Consider the following 20454-nt stretch of genomic DNA (forward strand, 5'->3'; position numbering starts at 1 on the left):
TCATGACGTAACATGTCCCTACTCATTATGTCTTGACTGACGCTTTTATATTATCTCGAATTCGAGATATATGACTAAAAAATATATTTATCTCGAATTAAGGATATTCCTTTTTGAAATAGATGTCAATGATTTTTGTTTTTTTCTTTTCAAAAGCAGGCCGCTTTGTTATAGCAGACCTGCTTTCCCTTGATTATTGAAGCAATTTTTTCTTTTTTAAATAGGCTTCGGCTACTTGGAATGCATCTTTCCCCTTCACATTGACTTCGTAATTCATTTCTCTCATCTCATCATCTGTGATTTGACCAGCGAGCTTGTTGAGAGAGGCCTCAATCTCAGGATACTCTTTTAATGTCTCCTGTCTTAGCAAGGGCGCTCCTTGATAGGGCGGGAAAATATGCTTGTCATCATCAAGCACCTTCAACTTGTATTGTCTCAATTCACTGTCTGTCGAATACGCATCGACCAACTGAATATTCCCTTTTTGAATGGCGCGATATCGAAGTTTCGGTTCCATCGTGACCACATCGTCAAAAGAAAACTGATAAGCTTTTTGAATGCCTAAATATCCATCCTGACGATCAGAAAACTCTAAAGTAAAGCCAGCACGTATGCGATTCTTGATTTGACCCAGATCTGAAATCTTTGATAAATCATATTGATCCGCTAGTGATTGAGGCACGGCTAAAGCATATGTATTGTTATAAGCCATCGGCTGAAGAAGCTGAAGCTGAAAGGATGACGCCAAACCTTGGCGCGCTTGCTCATACACTTTTTCCTTATCCGTGCTTTTCGCTGTTTCTTTCAGAAATTCAGAAATCGCTGTCCCTGTAAATTCAGGATAGATGTCAATATCACCAGACCGCAGTGCTTGAAAAACAAAGGACGTCTTACCAAGACCAGGCTTAAGATTGACTTGGATATCTGTATCCTGCTCAATTAAAAGCTTATACATGGAGATCAAAATTTCAGGCTCTGACCCCAGCTTCCCTCCAATGGTGATCTCTTTCTTTTCTTGTTGAAACAGCAATGGGGCAGCGACAACTGCTCCTGCTATTACAGCAAAGACCGTCACAGAGATCACGGTTTTTTTAAAGGAGATTTTCTCAAGTGTCCGCAAAACCACATCAAATAAGAGCGCAAGTAATGCAGCTGGAATAGCACCAATGATGATCAAAGACATATCATTTCGATCAATTCCAAGCAGAATCAGACTCCCTAATCCGCCTGCCCCAATAAGAGCTGCAAGAGTGGCTGTCCCTACAATAAGAACCATCCCTGTTCGGATACCTGCCATGATCACAGGCATAGCAAGAGGGAGTTCTACTTTTAATAAGCGTTTGCGGTGATTCATCCCCATAGCGAGCGCCGCTTCTCGGAGCGACGGATCGACCTCACGAATGCCTGTATATGTGTTTCTTAAAATAGGAAGAAGAGCATAGACGACAAGAGCGATAATTGCGGGCACTTGACCAATCCCAACGAGAGGAATCAGCAGTCCAAGCAGCGCCAAAGACGGAATTGTCTGCAAGACAGCCGTCACCCCAATGATCCACTCTGCTATCTTAGGGACTCTCGTTAAATAAATCCCTAAAGGAATGGCAATCAAAATCGCTAGAAATAACGCAATGAAGGAAATTTGAATATGCTCAAGTAAGGCGTGTCCGAGCTGATCTTTTCGAGCCCATAGCACACTGATCCATTCATTCATGTGTCTCGCCCCTCTCAGCAGAAGTACCGGCTAAATACTGGATCACCGCTTGACGAGTGATGAGCCCGATCCGTTCCCCATCCTTCTCAACAACAAGCTCTTCATGCTCTACCAGTCGAGATAGAACCTCTTCTAGCGTCGCATGGATGGAGACCACCTCATCGCCTAACAGATCTTCTTGAGGCATGGGCTGAGAAATAGTTGTCAGCTCAAATGCTTGATGGTCGACATGACGGGCAGCTCCTGAAACAAACTCCCGCACAAATGGATTAACTGGATGCTGAATCAATTCCTCTGGGCGACCAACCTGCACCACTTTTCCTTCATTCATCACACATATCCGATCTCCAAGCTTCATGGCTTCCTGCATATCATGTGTCACAAAAACGATGGTCTTTTGAATACGGCGCTGTAACTCAAGCAGATCATCTTGTAATTTCTCTCTCGTCAGTGGATCTAACGCACTAAAAGGTTCATCCATCAGGACAATCTCAGGATCAGCAGCAAGTGCCCGTGCTACGCCGACTCGCTGCTGCTGTCCTCCTGAAAGCTCTGCTGGCTTTCGATGTCGATAGGTAGTAGGCTCAAGCCCCACCATGAACATCAACTCGTCAACACGCTGATTCGTCTCAGTCCGCTTCCATTGTTTCAGCTCTGGCACCACAGCAATATTCTCTTCTATGGTCATATGAGGGAACAGCGCAATTTGCTGAAGCACATAACCAATATCCCAGCGCAGCTCATAAATATCATAATCGCTGATGGTTCGACCCTTTATGTAAATCTCACCTTCTGTAGAAGAGATGAGACGATTGATCATTTTCAAAGTCGTCGTTTTCCCGCTTCCACTAGGTCCAATCAATACAAAAAATTCACCTTTCTGAATCTCCAAATCAACAGATTGAACGGCATAGCGGTCATCAGAAAACTGCATCGATACATTCTTAAATTCAATCATCTTCCCACGCCCTGACTGCAAGTATATTTTAAAATACCAATATGACAGATTAACCTAGTATTTGTATAGAACAAACTGTCACGTTGACTCTCTTTTTACATACTTCCCCTAGTTAGACTGCCAGAAACGGCTTTCTCATAAAAGTGAGACAAATAAAAAAAAAGCGAAGAGCTCAAGGCCCTTCGCTTTTAAGTCAACGACTTACTCACCAGTAACGTATGGAAGTAATGCCATTTGACGTGATTTTTTAATCGCTAATGTCAATTTACGTTGATACTTAGCGCTAGTTCCTGTTACACGACGAGGTAAAATTTTACCACGCTCAGAAACAAACTTTCTAAGAAGATCAACATCTTTGTAATCGATGTGCGTGATTCCGTTAGAAGTAAAGAAACATACTTTACGACGTTTCGCACGACCGCCTCTGCGTCCACCTGCCATTTGTTTTCACACCTTTCCTTTGGTCATTTTTTTCAGATCAATTAGAATGGCAAATCATCATCGGAGATGTCAATCGGTTTACCATCATTCGCAAATGGGTCATCATTGAAACTATTTCCCTGATTACGATTTTGGTTGTTTTGATTGCCATATGGATTTTGACTTGGTTCATTTCCAAATGGATTCTGATCATTTTGGCTACCGCCATAATACTGGCCTCCGCTATTGCCACCGCCGCTGTATCCACCTGAACCAGCACCGCCGCTTTTAGGCTCAAGAAATTGAACACTTTCAGCTTGAACTTCTGTCACGAAGACACGCTGTCCTTGCTGGTTTTCATAGTTTCTTGTTTGCAAGCGACCGTCTACACCGGCAAGACTTCCTTTTTTCAAGAAATTAGCCACGTTCTCGGCTTGTCTTCTCCAAGTAACACAGTTAATGAAATCGGCTTCACGCTCTCCAGATTGATTCGTAAACGTACGATTCACAGCTAGAGTAAACGTGGCTACAGCCGCACCATTAGGCGTGTAGCGAAGCTCAGGGTCTTTTGTTAGTCTTCCGACCAATACAACACGGTTTAGCATATTGAAAGACCACCTTTAAATATATATTTCAATGATTTATTCTTCTTCTTTAACAACAATGTGGCGAATGATATCGTCACTGATCTTAGCTAAGCGGTCAAATTCTTGAACTGCTGCAGCGTCAGATTGAACGTTTACGATTTGGTAGAAGCCTTCACGGAAATCGTTGATTTCGTATGCAAGACGACGTTTACCCCAATCCTTTGTTCCAGTGATCTCCGCACCGTTAGAAGTTAACACGTTATTAAAACGGTCGATAACTGCTTTTTTAGCCTCATCGTCAACTGTTGGGCGGATGATGTACATAACTTCGTACTTTCTCATCTGATTGCACCTCCTTTTGGTCTAAGCGGCCCTATACGGGCAAGGAGCAATAAATTATATTACTCACAATTGTATATTATAACAAATTACTTTGCCTATGACAAGAACCTATACGTTAAAACGGAAATGAATGACGTCTCCATCTTTCACTATATATTCTTTACCTTCTAAACGAACTTTTCCTGCTTCTTTTGCAGCAGACATACTTCCGCCAGCTAGTAAATCTTCATAAGCAACCGTTTCAGCACGAATAAATCCACGCTCGAAGTCCGTATGAATGATTCCAGCACATTCCGGCGCCTTCATTCCTTTTTTAAATGTCCAAGCACGTACTTCTTGCTCACCTGCTGTGAAATACGTAGCTAAACCTAGAAGTGAATAAGACGCTTTAATCAACTGATCTAGACCTGATTCTTTAATGCCAAGCTCTTCAAGGAACATTTGCTTCTCTTCTCCTTCAAGCTCTGCAATTTCAGACTCAATCTTCGCACAAACGACGATGACTTCAGCGTTTTCGCCAGATGCAAACTCACGAATTTGCTGTACATATTCGTTTCCGTCCTGATCTGCTACTTCGTCCTCACTCACATTTGCTACATACAGAATAGGTTTTGACGTGAGTAAATGAAGTTGCTTCACAAGCTTCTGCTGCTCATCTGTAAATTCAACCGATCTTGCAGATTTTCCAGCCTCAAATGCGTCCTTCAGCTTTTCCAAAATATCAAATTCAGCTACCGCTTCCTTATCTTTTTGTTTCGCTAGCTTACTCACACGAGTTAAACGCTTTTCAACCGTTTCTAGATCAGCCAAAATCAATTCTAAATTAATCGTTTCAATATCTGACACTGGGTCAACCTTACCTGACACATGTGTAATGTTATCATCAGCAAATGCTCTCACCACGTGACAGATTGCATCTACTTGACGAATGTGAGAAAGGAATTTATTCCCTAAACCTTCTCCTTTAGATGCACCTTTCACAATACCAGCAATATCAGTGAATTCGAAAGCAGTCGGAACTGTCTTTTTTGGCTGCACTAATTCTGTCAGTTTTTGCAAACGCTCGTCTGGAACTTCTACAATTCCGACGTTTGGATCAATGGTACAGAACGGATAGTTAGCAGACTCCGCTCCAGCCTGTGTAATTGCATTAAATAGCGTTGACTTCCCGACGTTAGGTAAGCCAACAATACCAGCTGTTAAAGCCATTCTTTCATCTCCTCTATATGAAACGTGCTCGTTATACTGCGTAATATGAACCTAGAGCAATTATAAGTAGGTTTACATGAAAAGACAAGCTAACCATCATGCATTTTCAATAGAAGAAACATTACCAAAAAGACTAAATCGGAGCTTTAAAATGAGAAATTACAGCTGTTTCTCTGAACAAAAGACAAATTTCATCAAAAAAGCATGAGGCCTACTTAAGCAGTTGGCTCCTCATGCTTGACGAGAATTTTCTTCATTTTTCGTTCAAAATCTCTTCTTGGGATCATCACGCTGTGCCCGCACCCTTCGCATTTAATACGAATATCCATGCCCAAACGAATAACTTTCCACCGATTGGCACCACATGGATGGGGTTTTTTCATTTCAACGACGTCATGTAACCCAAATGCTTTGTCTGCCATCAGCATTCACCTCTCTTGCTCACTTCATTAAATCTATTGTACAAAAAAATGCCGATAGAGAGCAATGCACAAAATAAAGAGCCGCTGTCATGTATCAATCCCGTTCTTTTTTATAGAAAAAACCCTTCTTTTAGATCATTTTATTTGTGACCAATAGTTACTTAAACTCCGCTTTTTTTCAATATTGTCACAAACACTGTAGGTCAAAAGGTTTTTATTGGTAGAACGCTGTGGTTTTTCCATATTTTTTGATTTATGATATCTGCATAAATGTTATGTGAGGGAGCAGGTACGATGGTCAATCGAAAGGATAGATTAACCGACAAAGATTATAAAATCATATCCGATCACGCTGGAAACGCAGAGAATTACCAGCAGAACCATACGATAGAAGTAGGTCAGCATACGCTCACTGTCAACGATTTTCTAAAAATAGATCATCAATTATATGGTTTAACGATGCAGCAGGAACAGTCAGATGAGTTCATTGTCGCGTTTCACTGTCCTCTGCCAAAACAAATGACGGTGACATCGGCACAAGATGTTCAAACGGCTACCCAATCATTGTTAAAAACGGATTATGCCTACCCCATTGAAAGAAAATCCTTAGCCGGGAAACAAGATCATGTCTTTTTTAAAGGAAAGGAATACATCGAGGACGTCTGTCAGAAGCACCCGAATGCAACCATCTATCTCACTGGACAAGCGCTTGCCGGTGCTGTTTGTGCTTATATTGCGACAGAACAACCAGCTGTCAAAAAAGCCATCACATTCGATAGCCCAAATATATGGAGCATCTTGGCACCTTCCATTCAGCAAAAAGCAGTAGAAGGAAAATATACCCATGTTCTCACGGAATATATTCAACCCAATCATTATGTAGGTTTACTCAATCGCCATGATCATGGAGTTGGACAAGTCAAGTACACCGTACCACCCCGGGAGCAGGGATCGGTCCAAGAATCCATAAAATATAAACCAAGAGAAATTGACACCTTTTTAAGATCAGCTTTTGCATCAATGAATATAGAGTGGAACGAATCATTTGATACAAATGCATTTTTAGCTCTCGTTTCAGGAGAATTTAAAGTAAATGGGTATTCATTCCATTCTAATGGAACCGCTCGTATTTTAGATGAACAGCTTGATCACAATACAAGTTTTACAGCGATGCTTTTACAAGAAATTCATTCAGGCCGTGCATATGCACAAAACGGGCTTGAAATTATCATAAAATCCCATTTACTAAAAAATTCATCGTATGATCTACAAAGTATTATTGAACATGAAGTACACACTGTATTTGAGAAAATAGATGGAATTGATGATAGTGTAAAAGATGCCGTCCATCATGTAAAACAAGAACTGAAAGGACTTGTCGGCTTCGGTCACTATGATTTATTAACCCATAGCGATGTAGAAGCACTGTTAGAGGAAGTAAGGATGGAGCAGCCGCAATCAACCTTTTATTCTCATGAAAAACAACTGAATGCCTTGTACACCTTGAGAGACTACGAACAAGAACTTTCCACCCTTTCAAGACATATGTACACAATGGGTGATGACTATGCAAAGGCAGATAGACGCCTTGCGATGCAAATGGGTATTCGTTAAGAAAGGAGTCGCCATATGATCAATCAAAATAAACCTCCTAGTGACGCCCAGCGTTTCTTGCAAAATGTGAGTGCCCGCCGCTCCATGTCTGTATTCGAAAGTCAATCTGCACCACAAACACAATCGCAATCACCTGAAGAAATTGCCGCTATTCAGGCCATGCGCAGAGAAGGACAACGAAAAGATTTAAAGCGATTGCTGAAAATGCGGCTTCACGATGAATTGGCAAACACACGCATGCACTTGGAGTACCAATTATCCAAAACAGAAGACATGATGAACCAGACAACCATTGTCAAACAACACGTATCCCAGCATTTAAAGGGACAAGCCATCTCAGAAATAGAGGAACGCATGCAGCGTCTCCAGCACATGCCTGTATATGACGATATCAAGGAAGCGATTGATTCCATTCGGATAAAATAAGCACTTCTCTTTGAAAGAGAGGTGTTTATTTTATTTTATCAGTATAATTTTTAGAACGGAAAAATATCTTTTTACTTAAAATCGGATACAGCATTAAACAGACAAGCAAATAAAGATTGAGCAAGCTGTAAATCGGATACAAGAAAGCAATCAAATCAGCAAATCCAAGAGAGGTTAAAGGTGCCATCAAAAGAAGCATGATGAATACAATGAACCAGCGGGGCATTCGTACAAAAGAGAGCATGCGGCTGGATAAACCAAATAATCCCGCAGCGGTTGTTGTATAAATCGCTAAACAAAGAACAATGGTCATAAACACAAACAATGATGTTGGTGCCCCCTCTAATACTGTAAACAAAGGAATCCCTTCTGCTGAAAGACTCCCAGAAATATCAACTAGTATTTCGTTATACACATAAGAAATGACACCAAAAATCAAACCGCTTAATATACTCGCAACTTTGGCCTCTCCAAGCCCCTTCATTTCTTTCCCCACTGAAGATAGCACCGCCACAACAGATAATATATTCAAAGAAGCAAAGACGATACTAGCAGGCCAATTGTATTGCTGGCCAAAATCAATTCTCCACATATGATCATGATTCATATAATAAAAAACAAACGCATAGATGAGCCCCGCCACCAAAATTGGTATAATGAAGGCATTCACAGATAAGAGCCCTTTCACATCCCAGAAAAAAATCATAAATGAGAATAAACAAAATGCACCGATTCCAACCCAAAATGGCACATGATACATCTCAAGTGTCACCCCGCCACCGGCAATCATGACTGTTGTTGTCGTGAATAGATAAAGAACAATTAAAATATCATACACCTTGGCCAGCCAAGGACCTACAAGACGCTCTAACACCGGCACAAAATGATCGGCACGAACCTCATAACTGATTTTTAACACCACATAGGTAGACAGCATAAACATGAGCGTAAACAGTAGAATGGCTAGTCCGCTATCAAGGCCAAAAAACTGCCAAATTTCTTGACCGGAGGCATATCCCGCTCCTATCAAGCTTCCTAAAATTAAAAGCGTCCACCTTGAACCAGCCTTCCACACAATCATCACCTCATAGGTATAGAATTAAGCTTGTTTCCGTATACTGATACTAACTACTATGACAAGGAAGTGAGACCTATGAATAGCAAGAACGGTCTTTTTTTAAGAAATAGGGTGAAAGAATACGTGTCCCATACGGATACAAATGCCATTCAGCAGCTTAAAAGTATTTTATTCTCGCATCTTCAGAAAGCAGGAAAAAGACCCGTTGCCATCGTCTGCATAGGAACAGACCGCTCAACCGGTGACTCTCTAGGTCCACTTGTAGGAACAAAGCTTTCAAGTCTTGATTTAAAAAAGCTGCATGTATACGGCACTCTCTCTGACCCAGTGCATGCGGTCAATTTAAAGGAAAAGCTCGCTGAAATTGAACAAGCTCATAAACACCCATTTATCGTAGCCGTTGATGCCTGTTTAGGAAGAGTGAAAAGTGTAGGATCGTTTCAAATTGGAGAAGGACCGTTAAAGCCCGGTGCAGGTGTGCAAAAAGAGCTGCCAGAAGTAGGTAATATTCATATTAATGGAATCGTCAACGTGAGCGGTTTTATGGAATACTTCGTTCTTCAAAACACACGTCTTCATCTTGTGATGTCAATGGCCAATACACTGTCTGAAAGTCTATCTCACATTGATCAAATGGATTGGACGAGAGAAAAAAGCCGTTCTCTCTTCACCCCTATTCAAAATATCACGGGAAGAATATAAAAAAGACCATCTCGTATCAAGATGGTCATTCCGATGATTCTCTCGTAGAAAGCAATTCAAGGATTCTTTCTAAATCTTCATTTGAGAGAAATTCAATCTCAATTTTCCCTTTTTTCTTCTGTTTCTTGATCGTCACTGAAGTACCAAAGTAATTTTGTAAGAAAGATTCTCTTTCTTTCAACATGCGATCCTTTGGTGCTTCTTTTTTCTTTGTTTCACGTGGAACATTTTCATTTAATTGCTGAACAAGTTTCTCAACCTGACGGACATTCAACCCTTCGTCCACGACCTTCTTTACCAATGGAGCCAGCTTCTTTTTGTTTTTCAAACTAAGCAGCGTGCGTCCATGTCCCATGGATAATGTGCCATCCGCAATCAGCTTTTGTACTTCGTCTGGTAATGTTAATAAACGAAGGTGGTTCGCAATATGCGGTCTGCTTTTGCCTAATCGCTTGGCTAATTCCTCCTGAGTCACACTTAAGTGATCTAGTAAGGAGGCATAGGCTTCCGCTTCCTCTAATGGAGATAAATCCTCGCGCTGTAAGTTTTCTAAAAGAGCGATCTCCCTCATCAGTGTTTCTGAAAATTCTCTGACGATCGCAGGAATCGTTGTCAAACCAGCTTGTTGTGCTGCACGGAAACGGCGTTCTCCCGCGACAATGTCATATCCCTTAATGGACTTACGAACAATAATCGGCTGTAAAACACCATGCTGCTGAATCGATTCTTTGAGATCAGACAATGCATCATCATCAAACGTTTTCCTTGGCTGATAAGGGTTCGGGCGCAAATCCTTCAACTTAATTTCTTCGACAGTTTCTTCATTGGAATCCACATTGTTAAATAGCGCATTAATACCCTTTCCAAGACCTTTAGCCATTCGCATCCACTTCCTTTGCTAAGTCTAAATAGACATCTGCACCTCTTGAACGTGGATCATACAAGATAATAGGTTTCCCATGACTAGGCGCTTCACTTAGTCTCACATTTCTCGGAATCACGGTCTGATAGACTTTATCTCTAAAGTATTTTTTTACTTCTTCGATGACTTGGATTCCAAGATTTGTTCTTGCATCCAGCATTGTCAGTAAGACACCTTCAATGGCAAGGTCGGTATTTAGATGTTTCTGCACAAGACGAACCGTATTCAACAATTGACTCAATCCTTCAAGCGCATAATATTCACACTGAACCGGTATTAAAACAGAATCGGATGCAGTTAACGCATTAATCGTCAGTAATCCAAGCGATGGCGGGCAGTCAATAATCATATAATCATAATTTTGCTTCACAGATTCAAGTGCTCTTTTCAGCCTCACTTCACGTGAGATCGTAGGCACAAGCTCAATTTCCGCCCCTGCAAGCTGTATCGTCGCAGGAATGACATCAAGATTTTCGACCTCTGTCGTCTTAATCACATCAAGTACATCTGCATCGTCTACTAAAATATCGTACACGCACTTCTCTACGTCGGCCTTCTCAATCCCAATACCACTCGTGGCATTTCCCTGCGGATCAATATCAACTAACAACACTCGTTTTCCTATGTATGCTAAACACGCACCCAAATTAACAGAAGTTGTCGTCTTCCCAACGCCGCCCTTCTGGTTGGTAATCGCTATGATTTTCCCCACGATGTCACCCACTTTCAACTTAACAAGTTTCTCATTCATTCATACTTCCTATTCTATCAAAAAAAGTATGAAACGTTTGCTTTTTTTGTTCCCCCATTATAAATTCGTGAATGAATCTGTGTTTCCGTACATGAATAGATGCATAAAAATACGCTTTAAAGATATATTAATATATCTTTTGAAGAAAATAACGAGACAAAAAACCCCCACTTTCATAAAAGTGAGGGAGATACAATCAAAAGTTTAGCCCGCCAATTTTTCGGCCTTCACTTACAATGACTTTAGGTGTCACTGTTTTATAGTTCTTCTTTTTCAAAAACCCATAGGGTGCTTTAATGGTAAATGTGGCATGTCCAACAGCGTCCCCGGTTTTCGCGTAAGCCTGCCATACAATCTTTGAACAATAAGTAGGGTCCAAGGATTGAATAGACATAGTGATCGAATATCGAGCCTTCGGATGGTCTTTCACGTAATCATGCGCCCAATCCCCTGCTAAATCTGCCTTTTCCTGATGATTAATCCGAATCACCTTTGTATTGGCACTATAGCGAAACCAGCTTTGAATGGAATCAATATTTGGATGCTGCCGGAACCCAGGAATGGATGCATAGCTTTTCTCATTAATGACGATGCCTGCATGACCAATTAAACCATTCAAAGCACCAGTGCTCGTCACCAATATATCCCCTTTTTGAGGCATAATATCGGTTCCAGGATACGGTTTACCAAAAAGATGGCGAATGGTATTCGGCCTTTCATCTGTTACCATTTCATCCTGTTTGTTTTGCCGTAAGCCATAGTTCTCCAAATCATCATCAGCTGTGATCACATCGATCGCATCGTCCTGAGACGCTTGCTCTTGATTTAATTGTTGAACCGTTACATCTGTCGAAACCACACCTTGTTTCTTCAGAGCACTGAGTTCTTCTTTTGTAATCGTTTCTTCCGCTGAATGAGTATCATGATTCGTTGACGTGCTCACAGCAAACACAGTCGTTTCATTTGAAAAAAGAGAAAAAGAGATTAGTAAATAACAGATAATAGCAAAAATAGTCTTTTTCATTTTCATCGGTTTTATGTCACCTCCCTTCTACTATGAAAATCATATTTTACCAATTAATTAATAATAAGTAAATATCATGAATTGAAGGGAGAGAAAGACAAAAAAGCTGACGAGTAATGCTCATCAGCTTCTTTCTATTTAGGAATTCGAATCGTTAATTGGATATATTCCTCAAATTCTTCTTCCTCGGTATTTATTTTAAGTCCGCTGTCTTCTACCATGTGGAGAGACTGACGAATGGTATTCATCGCAATTCGCGTATCTCGGCTAAACGCCTTACGTTTCGGCTTCGGTTTGCGATCTGTTTTTTGTTCAAGCATCTTCACTACACGCTCTTCAGTCTGTTTCACATTCAGCTGCTTTTCGATGATTTCCTGCAACAGCGTGATCTGTAATTCTGGCAGCTTTAGAGGTACAAGTGAACGGGCATGCCTCTCAGAGATTTTTTTCTCCAAAATGGCTTGCTGTACCTCTTCAGGCAACTTTAAAAGTCTTAGTTTGTTTGCAACAGTCGATTGTCCCTTACCTAAACGCTGAGCAAGCGCTTCTTGCGTTAAATCATGAAGCTCTAAAAGACGTGCATAAGCATGAGCCTCTTCAATTGCAGACAGCTCTTCTCTTTGCAAATTTTCAATCAATGCCACAGATGCCGTTTCCGTATCAGTAAAATCTTTTATAATAGCGGGGATCTTCTCCCATTGAAGAGTTTGTACCGCTCTCCAACGTCTTTCGCCGGCGATCAGTTCATATTTTCCTTCTTCTTCTGTTGGTCTAACAACAATCGGTTGAATAATGCCATGGGTATGAATGGTTGTGGCCAGCTCTTGTATCTTTTCTTCTGAAAAAATGGTGCGTGGCTGAAAACGGTTAGGCATAATTGTGTCGACCGGGAGCTCCTGTATCTCTTCCTTTAATGTTTCATGCTCAGCAATCTCTGCCTCTATTTCGGTATCACGCTCAGGATGTTCTTTGTCACCAAGCCCGAAGAAGCGTGAGAGTGAATGCTTCATGAACCTACACCACCTTTAAAAACTACCTTTTTATAATTCTATTTTCTCATGTTTTTTCCTTCTGTAAAATCATAAATATTGAAGAAAAACCGACCTTTTACATGATCAACCCTCTATTGGTGATTTATTAGGTGTTCCTGGTTTTCTAGGATATTTTTTTGGTGTTTGTTTTTTCTTTTCAATGACAATGATGTTCCGTTCGCTTTCTTCTAAAGGAAGAACAAAGGAATGCTTTTCAACAACCTCTCCTCCGAGGACAGTGACGGCTTTTTTTCCTGCTTGCATCTCTTCATCTGCAGCAGATGCTTTTAATGCAACAAACAAACCTTCCTTTTTCACAAGAGGCAGGCATAGTTCGCTTAAGACAGATAAGCGCGCAACTGCTCTAGCGGTGACAAGGTCATAGCTTTCACGTTGATCTTTACGTTGTCCAAAGGTCTCCGCACGATCATGATAAAAAGTAGTATCTTGTAAGTTTAACCCTTTTGCTAACTCATTGAGAAACGTAATGCGTTTCTGGAGAGAATCAACAATGGTCACATGTAGATGAGGGAAACAAATTTTAAGAGGAATGCTTGGAAAACCAGCACCAGCTCCAATATCACAAATTGTTGTCACATTGTGAAAATCAATAAAAAATGCTGCTGATATCGAGTCATAAAAATGCTTTAAATATACTTCTTCCTTTTCTGTAATGGACGTTAAATTCATCTTCTCGTTCCATTCTACAAGCATATGGAAGTAAGTTTCAAATTGTTCAAGCTGCACTGGAGAAAGAGTGATCCCTTTCTCCTCTAGTGCTGCTGTAAATTGTTCAATGTTCATGCCGACATCCTTTCTACTCTGCTATCTTCGCAATACGTCCCTGCTCCAAATACACTAAAAGGATAGAAATATCAGCAGGGTTAACGCCTGAAATACGAGAAGCCTGTGCAACAGAAAGCGGTCGGACTTCTTTTAGCTTTTGCTTCGCTTCAGTTGCAATCCCTTTGATGGCATCATAATCGATTCGATCCGGAATCTTTTTGTTTTCCATCTTTTTCAGCTTTTCAACTTGTTGGAGCGACTTTTCAATATAACCTTCATATTTAATTTGAATCTCTACCTGTTCACACACATCAGCAGGAAGCGGTGTGTCAGCAGGAGCTAGTTTCACAACAGATTCATAGTTCATCTCTGGACGCTTCATCAGATCACTAGCGCGAATACCGTCCTTCAATTCACTTCCACCAAGAGAACGGATATATTCCTGTGTCTCTGCTGTAGGTTTAATAATGACAGAATATAAACGTTTTTTCTCTGCTTCAATAGCCTCTTTTTTCTGTGTGAATGCTTGGAATCTCTCTTCAGAAATTAAACCAATGTTATATCCAAGTTCCGTTAATCTTAAATCAGCATTGTCATGACGCAGAAGTAAGCGGTACTCTGCACGAGAAGTTAAAAGACGGTAAGGTTCATTTGTACCCTTCGTGACAAGATCATCAATGAGAACACCGATATATGCATCAGATCGGCTTAAAATGACTTCTTCTTTACCCAATGCTTTTCTTCCTGCATTGATACCTGCCATAATTCCTTGACCTGCAGCTTCCTCATAACCAGAGGTACCATTAATTTGGCCAGCTGTATATAATCCAGAAATTTTCTTCGTCTCAAGTGTCGGCCACAATTGTGTAGGCACAATCGCATCATACTCAATGGCATAACCCGCTCGCATCATTTGTACATTTTCAAGCCCTGGAATGGTTGACAGCATTCGCTGCTGTACATCCTCTGGCAGACTTGTAGATAAACCTTGAACATACACTTCTTGCGTATTACGGCCTTCTGGCTCTAAGAAAATTTGATGTCTCGGTTTATCATTAAAACGAACCACCTTATCCTCAATAGACGGGCAGTATCTAGGACCTGTTCCTTTAATCATACCTGAATACATAGGAGAACGGTGAAGATTCTCATCAATAATTTGATGAGTCTCTAAACTCGTGTATGTTAACCAGCATGGTAATTGATCTGTAATATATTCCACAGTTTCATAAGAAAACGCACGTGGTACATCGTCACCTGGTTGAATTTCCGTCTTACTATAATCAATCGAGTGGCTGTTTACTCGAGGTGGTGTCCCAGTTTTAAAGCGAACCAAATCGAATCCTAATTCTGCTAGATGATCCGATAATTTAATGGAAGGCTGCTGATTATTAGGACCGCTTGAATAAGAAAGATCCCCTAAAATAATGCGGCCTTTTAAGAAAGTACCAGTCGTTAGAACAACAGACTTCGCGCGATAATTTGCACCTGTTTGAGTCACAACACCTTTACATTCATCATCTTCTACAATTAAATGGTCTACCATCCCTTGCAGCATTGTTAGGTTTGGTTCATTTTCCATTGTTTTTTTCATTTCGTGCTGATATTGAAACTTATCTGCTTGCGCTCTTAACGCACGGACAGCAGGTCCTTTCCCAGTATTCAGCATACGCATTTGAATATGCGTCTTATCTATATTTCGTGCCATTTCCCCGCCTAGCGCATCAATTTCTCTGACGACAATCCCTTTAGCGGGACCTCCTACGGACGGATTACATGGCATAAAAGCAACCATATCGAGATTGATGGTCAATACAAGTGTTTTGGCGCCCTGTCTTGCAGAAGCAAGAGCAGCCTCAACACCAGCATGACCGGCACCGACGACGATTACATCATATTGGCCAGCTTCATAACCCATTTCTTTTGTTCCTCCCTTTACTTTCCTAAACAGAATTGAGAGAATAACTGATCAATTAAGCTTTCATGAACAGCATCCCCAATAATTTCACCTAGCTGCTCCCAACAGCGTGTTAAATCAATTTGAACAATGTCGATCGGTACATCCATTTCAATTCCTTCTAGAGCATCCTTAATCGATTGTTTTGCTTCTTGAAGGAGCGCAATATGCCTAGTATTGCTTACATACGTTAAATCTCCACTTTCAATTGAGCCAGTGAAGAATAAAGATTGAATGGCCATTTCAAGCTCATCAATCCCTTTTTCTTGTAATAAAGATGTTGTCACGACTGGACGATCTTTCGCTAACTCTTTTACTTTTTCTACATCAAGTTTAGGCTCAAGATCAGTCTTATTGACAATCACAATAATATCCATACCCGAGACAGCCTCAAATAGCTTAATATCTTCCTCAGATAACTCTTCACTATAATTGAGCACAAGTAAAATCAGGTCAGCTTCTTTTAAGACCTGTCTTGATCGTTCGACCCCAATACGCTCAACAATGTCTTCAGTCTCACGTATACCTGCAGTATCTACTAAACGGAGCGGCACTCCTCTTACATTCACATATTCCTCGATGACATCTCTGGTTGTTCCAGGAATATCGGTCACAATCGCCTTTGTTTCCTGAACAAGACTATTTAATAAGGAAGACTTCCCAACATTTGGCCTTCCAATAATAACAGTAGATAAACCCTCACGTAGGATTTTCCCCTGCTGTGAAGTCGTTAGAAGCGATTCAATTTCCTTTTTCACAGATGTCGCCTTTTCAACTAAGACTCGATGTGTCATTTCTTCAACATCGTCATACTCTGGATAATCAATATTCACTTCTACATGGGCAAGTGTCTCCAATATCTCACCACGAAGACGTTTAATCAAACCGGAGAGACGTCCCTCCATTTGAGTCATTGCGACATTCATCGCACGGTCAGTCTTTGCACGAATCAAGTCCATTACGGCTTCTGCTTGTGACAAGTCGATTCTTCCATTTAGGAAAGCACGTTTTGTAAACTCACCTGGCTCCGCTAATCTCGCTCCTTCTTTTAAAGCAAGCTGCAAGACTTTATTGACCGTGACAATTCCGCCATGGCAGTTGATCTCAATAACGTCTTCTCTCGTAAATGTTTTTGGCGCTCTTAATACAGACACCATGACTTCTTCTATCACTTGCTCGGTACTTGAATCTACAATATGACCATAATGAATTGTATGAGAATCCACTGATACAAGTTTTTTTTCCTTAGGCCCCTTATACATGCGATCAGCAATCTGAACTGCATCAGGCCCGCTTAAACGTATAATGGCAATTGCCCCTTCACCCATTGGTGTAGAAATTGCTGCAATTGTATCCACCGCTCATTCACCTCTTTCTCTATTCAATAGACAGTCTTATATCTATTAAATGGACGTTGTCCATCTCTATATCAAAAACGCTTAATCCAAAATTTAAAGATACCACAAATGCATGCGAAGCGAAAGTAGCCCACATTTAATTATCCACAGTTTTGCACCCTGTCTATTTTAACACTTAACTTATCCACATGTGAGTAACGACGTTCTAAACTTGTCTTCACATCTTACACCTAAATCCAATAAATTAAAACGTCCTTCTCCCTTTGCAACTAAGGGAAAATGACGTTTTCGATCTAAATAACACACTAACTTTTTAGAAATAAAGGAGGAACCTACTATTAAAAGGTAATTTTTCAATAAAAAAAGACTAAAATCCAGCTTTGCTGAATCTTAGCCTTTCTGCTATTTTTTATAAAGCACCACAACATGACGCTTGGTGCCCGTATCTTCAGATGCCGTGGCCAGTTCTTTAGAAAATGCTGCAATCGTATCATGAACGACTTTTCGTTCATTCGAAGGCATCGGTTCTAAATGAACCTTTCTCTTCGTTTTTAAAACACGGTTTGCCGTTTTGATTGCGTATTGTTCAAGTGCTTCTTGTCGTTTCTTCCTATAATCTCCAATATCAATTGTAATATGATGATACTGATCAGAATAACGATTAAACACTAACTGCACCAAGGTTTCTAAAGAGTACAGTGTTTGTCCTCTTTTTCCAATCATTAATGAAGTTTTGTCTCCATCAATGTGAAAAGAGATCTTTTTCGTTTCTTTTTTCGAAACAATGTCTGCTTTAGGATCAATTGATTTAACAATTTTTTCTAAATACTGTGTTGCTAATTTGAGCGCATCTCGCTTTTCTACTAACTTGACAACAGCTTGTCTTTTACCAAATAATCCTAAAAACCCTTTGTTTCCTTCATCTACTATTGTGATATCTACTTCTTCTTGTAGTAGTTGAATTTGTTTCAGTCCGGAATCTACTGCTTCTTCGACTGTGCGACCGACAGCAGTTATTTCCTTCATTTTTTGTTCCCGCCAGCTTTTTCTTTTGTATCTAATTTTACTTGAGGAGTTTTAATCACTAATGTTTGGATGATCATGAAAATATTACCTACAACCCAGTACAATGAAAGTGCTGCTGGGAAACTAATAGCAAATACAATGATCATAATCGGCATAACCCATAACATGATCGCCATTTGAGGGTTATTAGATGCATTACCGGCCATCATAAGCTTTTGTTGAACAAAGGTGGCTACACCTGCAATTATCGGCAATAGAAATAATGGATCTGGACTGCCTAGGTCAAACCATAAGAATGTATGTTTTTTTATTTCAGCAGTTCTCATAATAGCATGGTAAAAACCAATTAAGATTGGCATCTGAATCAAAACTGGGAAACACCCTGCTAACGGGTTAACACCATGTTTTTGAAAAAGAGCCATTGTTTCCTGTTGAAGTTGCTGTTGGGTTTTTTGATCTTTAGAACTATATTTTTCACGCAATTTATTCACTTCAGGTTGAATCGCCTGTAGAGTCTTTGTACTTCTTAACTGTTTAATCATTAATGGTAAAATGAGCAAACGAATCAAAAGAGTTACAATAATAATCGCTACACCATAGTTTTCACCAGTTAAGTTTGCCATGTAAGTGATTAATTGAGATAGCGGGTATACAATGTACGAATTCCAGAATCCCTTACTATCTGATGTGATTGGTTCATTGATTTGTGTACATCCTGCCAATAGAACCAACACGCCAATCAAGCTAAATATTAGTAATAATCGCCTTTTCAACAAGATTCCTCCCATTACTTCAAACTTTATTTAAGTTGGAATTGATTACGAAAGTGACTCACCTAATCAGTATGGTAACATTTTTTCATTACAAAGTGGTGGTTTCATTTTAATTCACTAGATGAAGGAAGCGCTTTTAAAAATTGATTCAACGAAAGTTTCTATTACGAAGACTTTTTCGGTTGTTGTTGATAAACAGCGGATTTTCTAAATAAATGCTGGAGAGACTTCTTTGTTTCTTCAAAGGTCAATTCGCTTGCTGGTTTTCGTGCGATAACAATGTAGTCTTTTTCTTGCTTTAGCTTATGACCTTCCTCTAAGAACACCTGACGGATCAATCGTTTAATCCGGTTTCTTATCACTGCATTACCTATCTTCTTACTGACAGACAATCCTAAACGCAGTTCTTCTTGATCTGGTTGGTCCAGCTGATAAATGACGAATTGGCGATTAGCCATTGATTGACCTTTTTTGAACACTGTTTGAAACTCTTCATTTTTTTTTAGCCTGTTTCGCTTCTTCATGTTTTCTTCCACTCCGATAAAAACTGACAATTCATTTACGATTTTATGTAAAAAAGACCACTGACATTATTCAGTGGCCTAAGCTGATAATTTTTTTCTACCTTTGCTGCGGCGTCGCTTTAAAACTAGACGTCCGTTTTTAGAACTCATACGGCTGCGGAAGCCATGAACTTTACTACGCTTACGGTTATTTGGTTGAAACGTTCTTTTCATTTATGACACCTCCCTGAGGAATAGCTGTTTAAGACAGTCTAACTCATTATATTTGTGTAACCCATCGATTGTCAATATCAATGATAAAACTCTTATTATCAACCTTATAAGCATAACACAAGTTATCAAGTGAAGAAACCTTCTTTTTTAGTTTCCAGCATTTTATTCTTTTTTTCCTTCAAAAAAACCTTCAAAACAAGGTTGTGGATATTTTTTCGGCATATTTTGACTATCCACATCCATTATCGACATTTTTTTCACACAAATAACCTATGTGGATAATTATTTTTCAACAGGATGTAAAGTGTGTGGATAAGTTTGTGACACCCATTGCACCATCTTGTTTATTTTGATATTATATTTGTGTTTTAACTCTTAATTACTTATCTGGCCTATTTACCTTATCCACAATTTGTGGATAACCTGTGGAAAGTTATTACACAGCTTGTTGAATTGTTTATCCACAACCTGTGTAATTTGTCGAAAAGACGTTTTTCTACTATATTAATTGTTTTCAACAAAGTATGTGCACGAATGGTGATGACCATTTGCTCTTTTTCGTGTTCTATAACAGTTTGATACTGGTCATTTTAAAAAGAAAAGGAGGGGGGAGAAGCCTT

General features: G+C 40.0%; 22 protein-coding genes. 3 read left to right on the forward strand and 19 right to left on the reverse strand.

The genetic code is table 11. The features are described from left to right. Nucleotides 1-193 precede the first annotated feature (193 nt). The 7 genes from NSQ11_RS19115 to NSQ11_RS19145 form a co-directional block, all read right to left on the reverse strand. A complete protein-coding gene (locus NSQ11_RS19115) occupies nt 194-1711 on the reverse strand; it encodes an ABC transporter permease/substrate-binding protein (RefSeq protein ID WP_135226527.1) in 1518 nt (505 codons plus the stop codon). Beyond that, nucleotides 1704-2669, reverse strand: a complete 966-nt coding sequence (locus tag NSQ11_RS19120) for an ABC transporter ATP-binding protein (protein ID WP_116306605.1) — start codon at nt 2667-2669, stop codon at nt 1704-1706. Before NSQ11_RS19120 ends, NSQ11_RS19115 begins: the two co-directional genes overlap by 8 nt. A 201-nt stretch (nt 2670-2870) precedes the next feature. Then, the gene (gene rpsR, locus NSQ11_RS19125) at nt 2871-3110 is read right to left on the reverse strand and encodes a 30S ribosomal protein S18 (protein ID WP_008347556.1); all 240 of its coding nucleotides are present in this window, start codon (nt 3108-3110) and stop codon (nt 2871-2873) included. Nucleotides 3111-3151: 41 nt separating this feature from the next. Further along, entirely contained in the window at nt 3152-3694 is a 543-nt protein-coding gene (ssbA, locus tag NSQ11_RS19130; protein WP_007497456.1) for a single-stranded DNA-binding protein SsbA, read from the reverse strand. A 36-nt stretch (nt 3695-3730) separates the two neighbouring features. Then, nucleotides 3731-4018 carry a 30S ribosomal protein S6 gene (rpsF, locus tag NSQ11_RS19135; protein ID WP_008347557.1) on the reverse strand — a complete coding sequence of 96 codons (288 nt, stop codon included), beginning with the start codon at nt 4016-4018 and terminating at the stop codon, nt 3731-3733. A 108-nt stretch (nt 4019-4126) separates the two neighbouring features. Beyond that, entirely contained in the window at nt 4127-5227 is a 1101-nt protein-coding gene (ychF, locus tag NSQ11_RS19140; RefSeq protein WP_007497458.1) for a redox-regulated ATPase YchF, read from the reverse strand. Between the two features lie 215 nt (nt 5228-5442). After that, nucleotides 5443-5649, reverse strand: coding sequence for a DUF951 domain-containing protein (locus tag NSQ11_RS19145; protein ID WP_008347561.1), 207 nt, complete (start codon nt 5647-5649; stop codon nt 5443-5445). 294 nt (nt 5650-5943) lie between these two features. On the opposite strand from NSQ11_RS19145, the gene NSQ11_RS19150 reads away from it, so the two are divergent. Both NSQ11_RS19150 and NSQ11_RS19155 read left to right on the forward strand, forming a co-directional pair. Beyond that, the gene (locus tag NSQ11_RS19150; RefSeq protein ID WP_342501202.1) at nt 5944-7263 is read left to right on the forward strand and encodes a hydrolase; all 1320 of its coding nucleotides are present in this window, start codon (nt 5944-5946) and stop codon (nt 7261-7263) included. A gap of 15 nt (nt 7264-7278) precedes the next feature. After that, nucleotides 7279-7689: a hypothetical protein gene (locus NSQ11_RS19155; protein WP_007497462.1), complete on the forward strand. Its 411-nt coding sequence runs from the start codon at nt 7279-7281 to the stop codon at nt 7687-7689. A gap of 25 nt (nt 7690-7714) precedes the next feature. On the opposite strand, the gene NSQ11_RS19160 is transcribed toward NSQ11_RS19155, so the two are convergent. Further along, nucleotides 7715-8770, reverse strand: coding sequence for a hypothetical protein (locus NSQ11_RS19160; protein WP_079919768.1), 1056 nt, complete (start codon nt 8768-8770; stop codon nt 7715-7717). A gap of 72 nt (nt 8771-8842) precedes the next feature. On the opposite strand from NSQ11_RS19160, the gene yyaC reads away from it, so the two are divergent. Next, the gene (gene yyaC, locus NSQ11_RS19165; protein ID WP_025208343.1) at nt 8843-9469 is read left to right on the forward strand and encodes a spore protease YyaC; all 627 of its coding nucleotides are present in this window, start codon (nt 8843-8845) and stop codon (nt 9467-9469) included. Nucleotides 9470-9494: 25 nt separating this feature from the next. Here the strand turns inward: yyaC and NSQ11_RS19170 are convergent, their stop codons facing one another. The 11 genes from NSQ11_RS19170 to rpmH form a co-directional block, all read right to left on the reverse strand. Beyond that, a complete protein-coding gene (locus tag NSQ11_RS19170) occupies nt 9495-10349 on the reverse strand; it encodes a ParB/RepB/Spo0J family partition protein (RefSeq protein WP_017359871.1) in 855 nt (284 codons plus the stop codon). Further along, nucleotides 10342-11103 carry a sporulation initiation inhibitor protein Soj gene (gene soj, locus NSQ11_RS19175; RefSeq protein ID WP_008360890.1) on the reverse strand — a complete coding sequence of 254 codons (762 nt, stop codon included), beginning with the start codon at nt 11101-11103 and terminating at the stop codon, nt 10342-10344. The genes NSQ11_RS19170 and soj overlap by 8 nt, the downstream gene beginning before the upstream one ends. A 235-nt stretch (nt 11104-11338) precedes the next feature. Next, nucleotides 11339-12172, reverse strand: coding sequence for a YiiX/YebB-like N1pC/P60 family cysteine hydrolase (locus NSQ11_RS19180; protein WP_017359870.1), 834 nt, complete (start codon nt 12170-12172; stop codon nt 11339-11341). Between the two features lie 128 nt (nt 12173-12300). Then, nucleotides 12301-13176 (reverse strand): nucleoid occlusion protein, encoded by an 876-nt coding sequence (gene noc, locus NSQ11_RS19185; protein WP_024718432.1) that lies wholly within the window; start codon nt 13174-13176, stop codon nt 12301-12303. A 105-nt stretch (nt 13177-13281) separates the two neighbouring features. Beyond that, complete coding sequence (gene rsmG, locus NSQ11_RS19190) at nt 13282-14001, reverse strand: 16S rRNA (guanine(527)-N(7))-methyltransferase RsmG (RefSeq protein WP_007497477.1); 720 nt, start codon at nt 13999-14001, stop codon at nt 13282-13284. A 13-nt stretch (nt 14002-14014) separates the two neighbouring features. After that, on the reverse strand, nt 14015-15901 hold the full coding sequence (gene mnmG / locus NSQ11_RS19195) for a tRNA uridine-5-carboxymethylaminomethyl(34) synthesis enzyme MnmG (protein ID WP_039169033.1): 1887 nt from the start codon (nt 15899-15901) through the stop codon (nt 14015-14017). A gap of 17 nt (nt 15902-15918) precedes the next feature. Further along, nucleotides 15919-17298 carry a tRNA uridine-5-carboxymethylaminomethyl(34) synthesis GTPase MnmE gene (mnmE, locus tag NSQ11_RS19200; protein ID WP_076821510.1) on the reverse strand — a complete coding sequence of 460 codons (1380 nt, stop codon included), beginning with the start codon at nt 17296-17298 and terminating at the stop codon, nt 15919-15921. 402 nt (nt 17299-17700) lie between these two features. Further along, a complete protein-coding gene (jag, locus tag NSQ11_RS19205; RefSeq protein ID WP_076821512.1) occupies nt 17701-18324 on the reverse strand; it encodes an RNA-binding cell elongation regulator Jag/EloR in 624 nt (207 codons plus the stop codon). Further along, nucleotides 18321-19103: a YidC family membrane integrase SpoIIIJ gene (gene spoIIIJ, locus NSQ11_RS19210; RefSeq protein WP_139336409.1), complete on the reverse strand. Its 783-nt coding sequence runs from the start codon at nt 19101-19103 to the stop codon at nt 18321-18323. The genes jag and spoIIIJ overlap by 4 nt, the downstream gene beginning before the upstream one ends. A gap of 158 nt (nt 19104-19261) precedes the next feature. Further along, nucleotides 19262-19621 carry a ribonuclease P protein component gene (rnpA, locus tag NSQ11_RS19215; protein ID WP_035390150.1) on the reverse strand — a complete coding sequence of 120 codons (360 nt, stop codon included), beginning with the start codon at nt 19619-19621 and terminating at the stop codon, nt 19262-19264. A 78-nt stretch (nt 19622-19699) separates the two neighbouring features. Further along, entirely contained in the window at nt 19700-19834 is a 135-nt protein-coding gene (rpmH, locus tag NSQ11_RS19220) for a 50S ribosomal protein L34 (RefSeq protein WP_008360908.1), read from the reverse strand. Nucleotides 19835-20454: the final 620 nt, after the last annotated feature.

The organism is Bacillus sp. FSL W7-1582 (assembly GCF_038593325.1).
Lineage (GTDB): Bacteria > Bacillota > Bacilli > Bacillales > Bacillaceae > Bacillus > Bacillus altitudinis.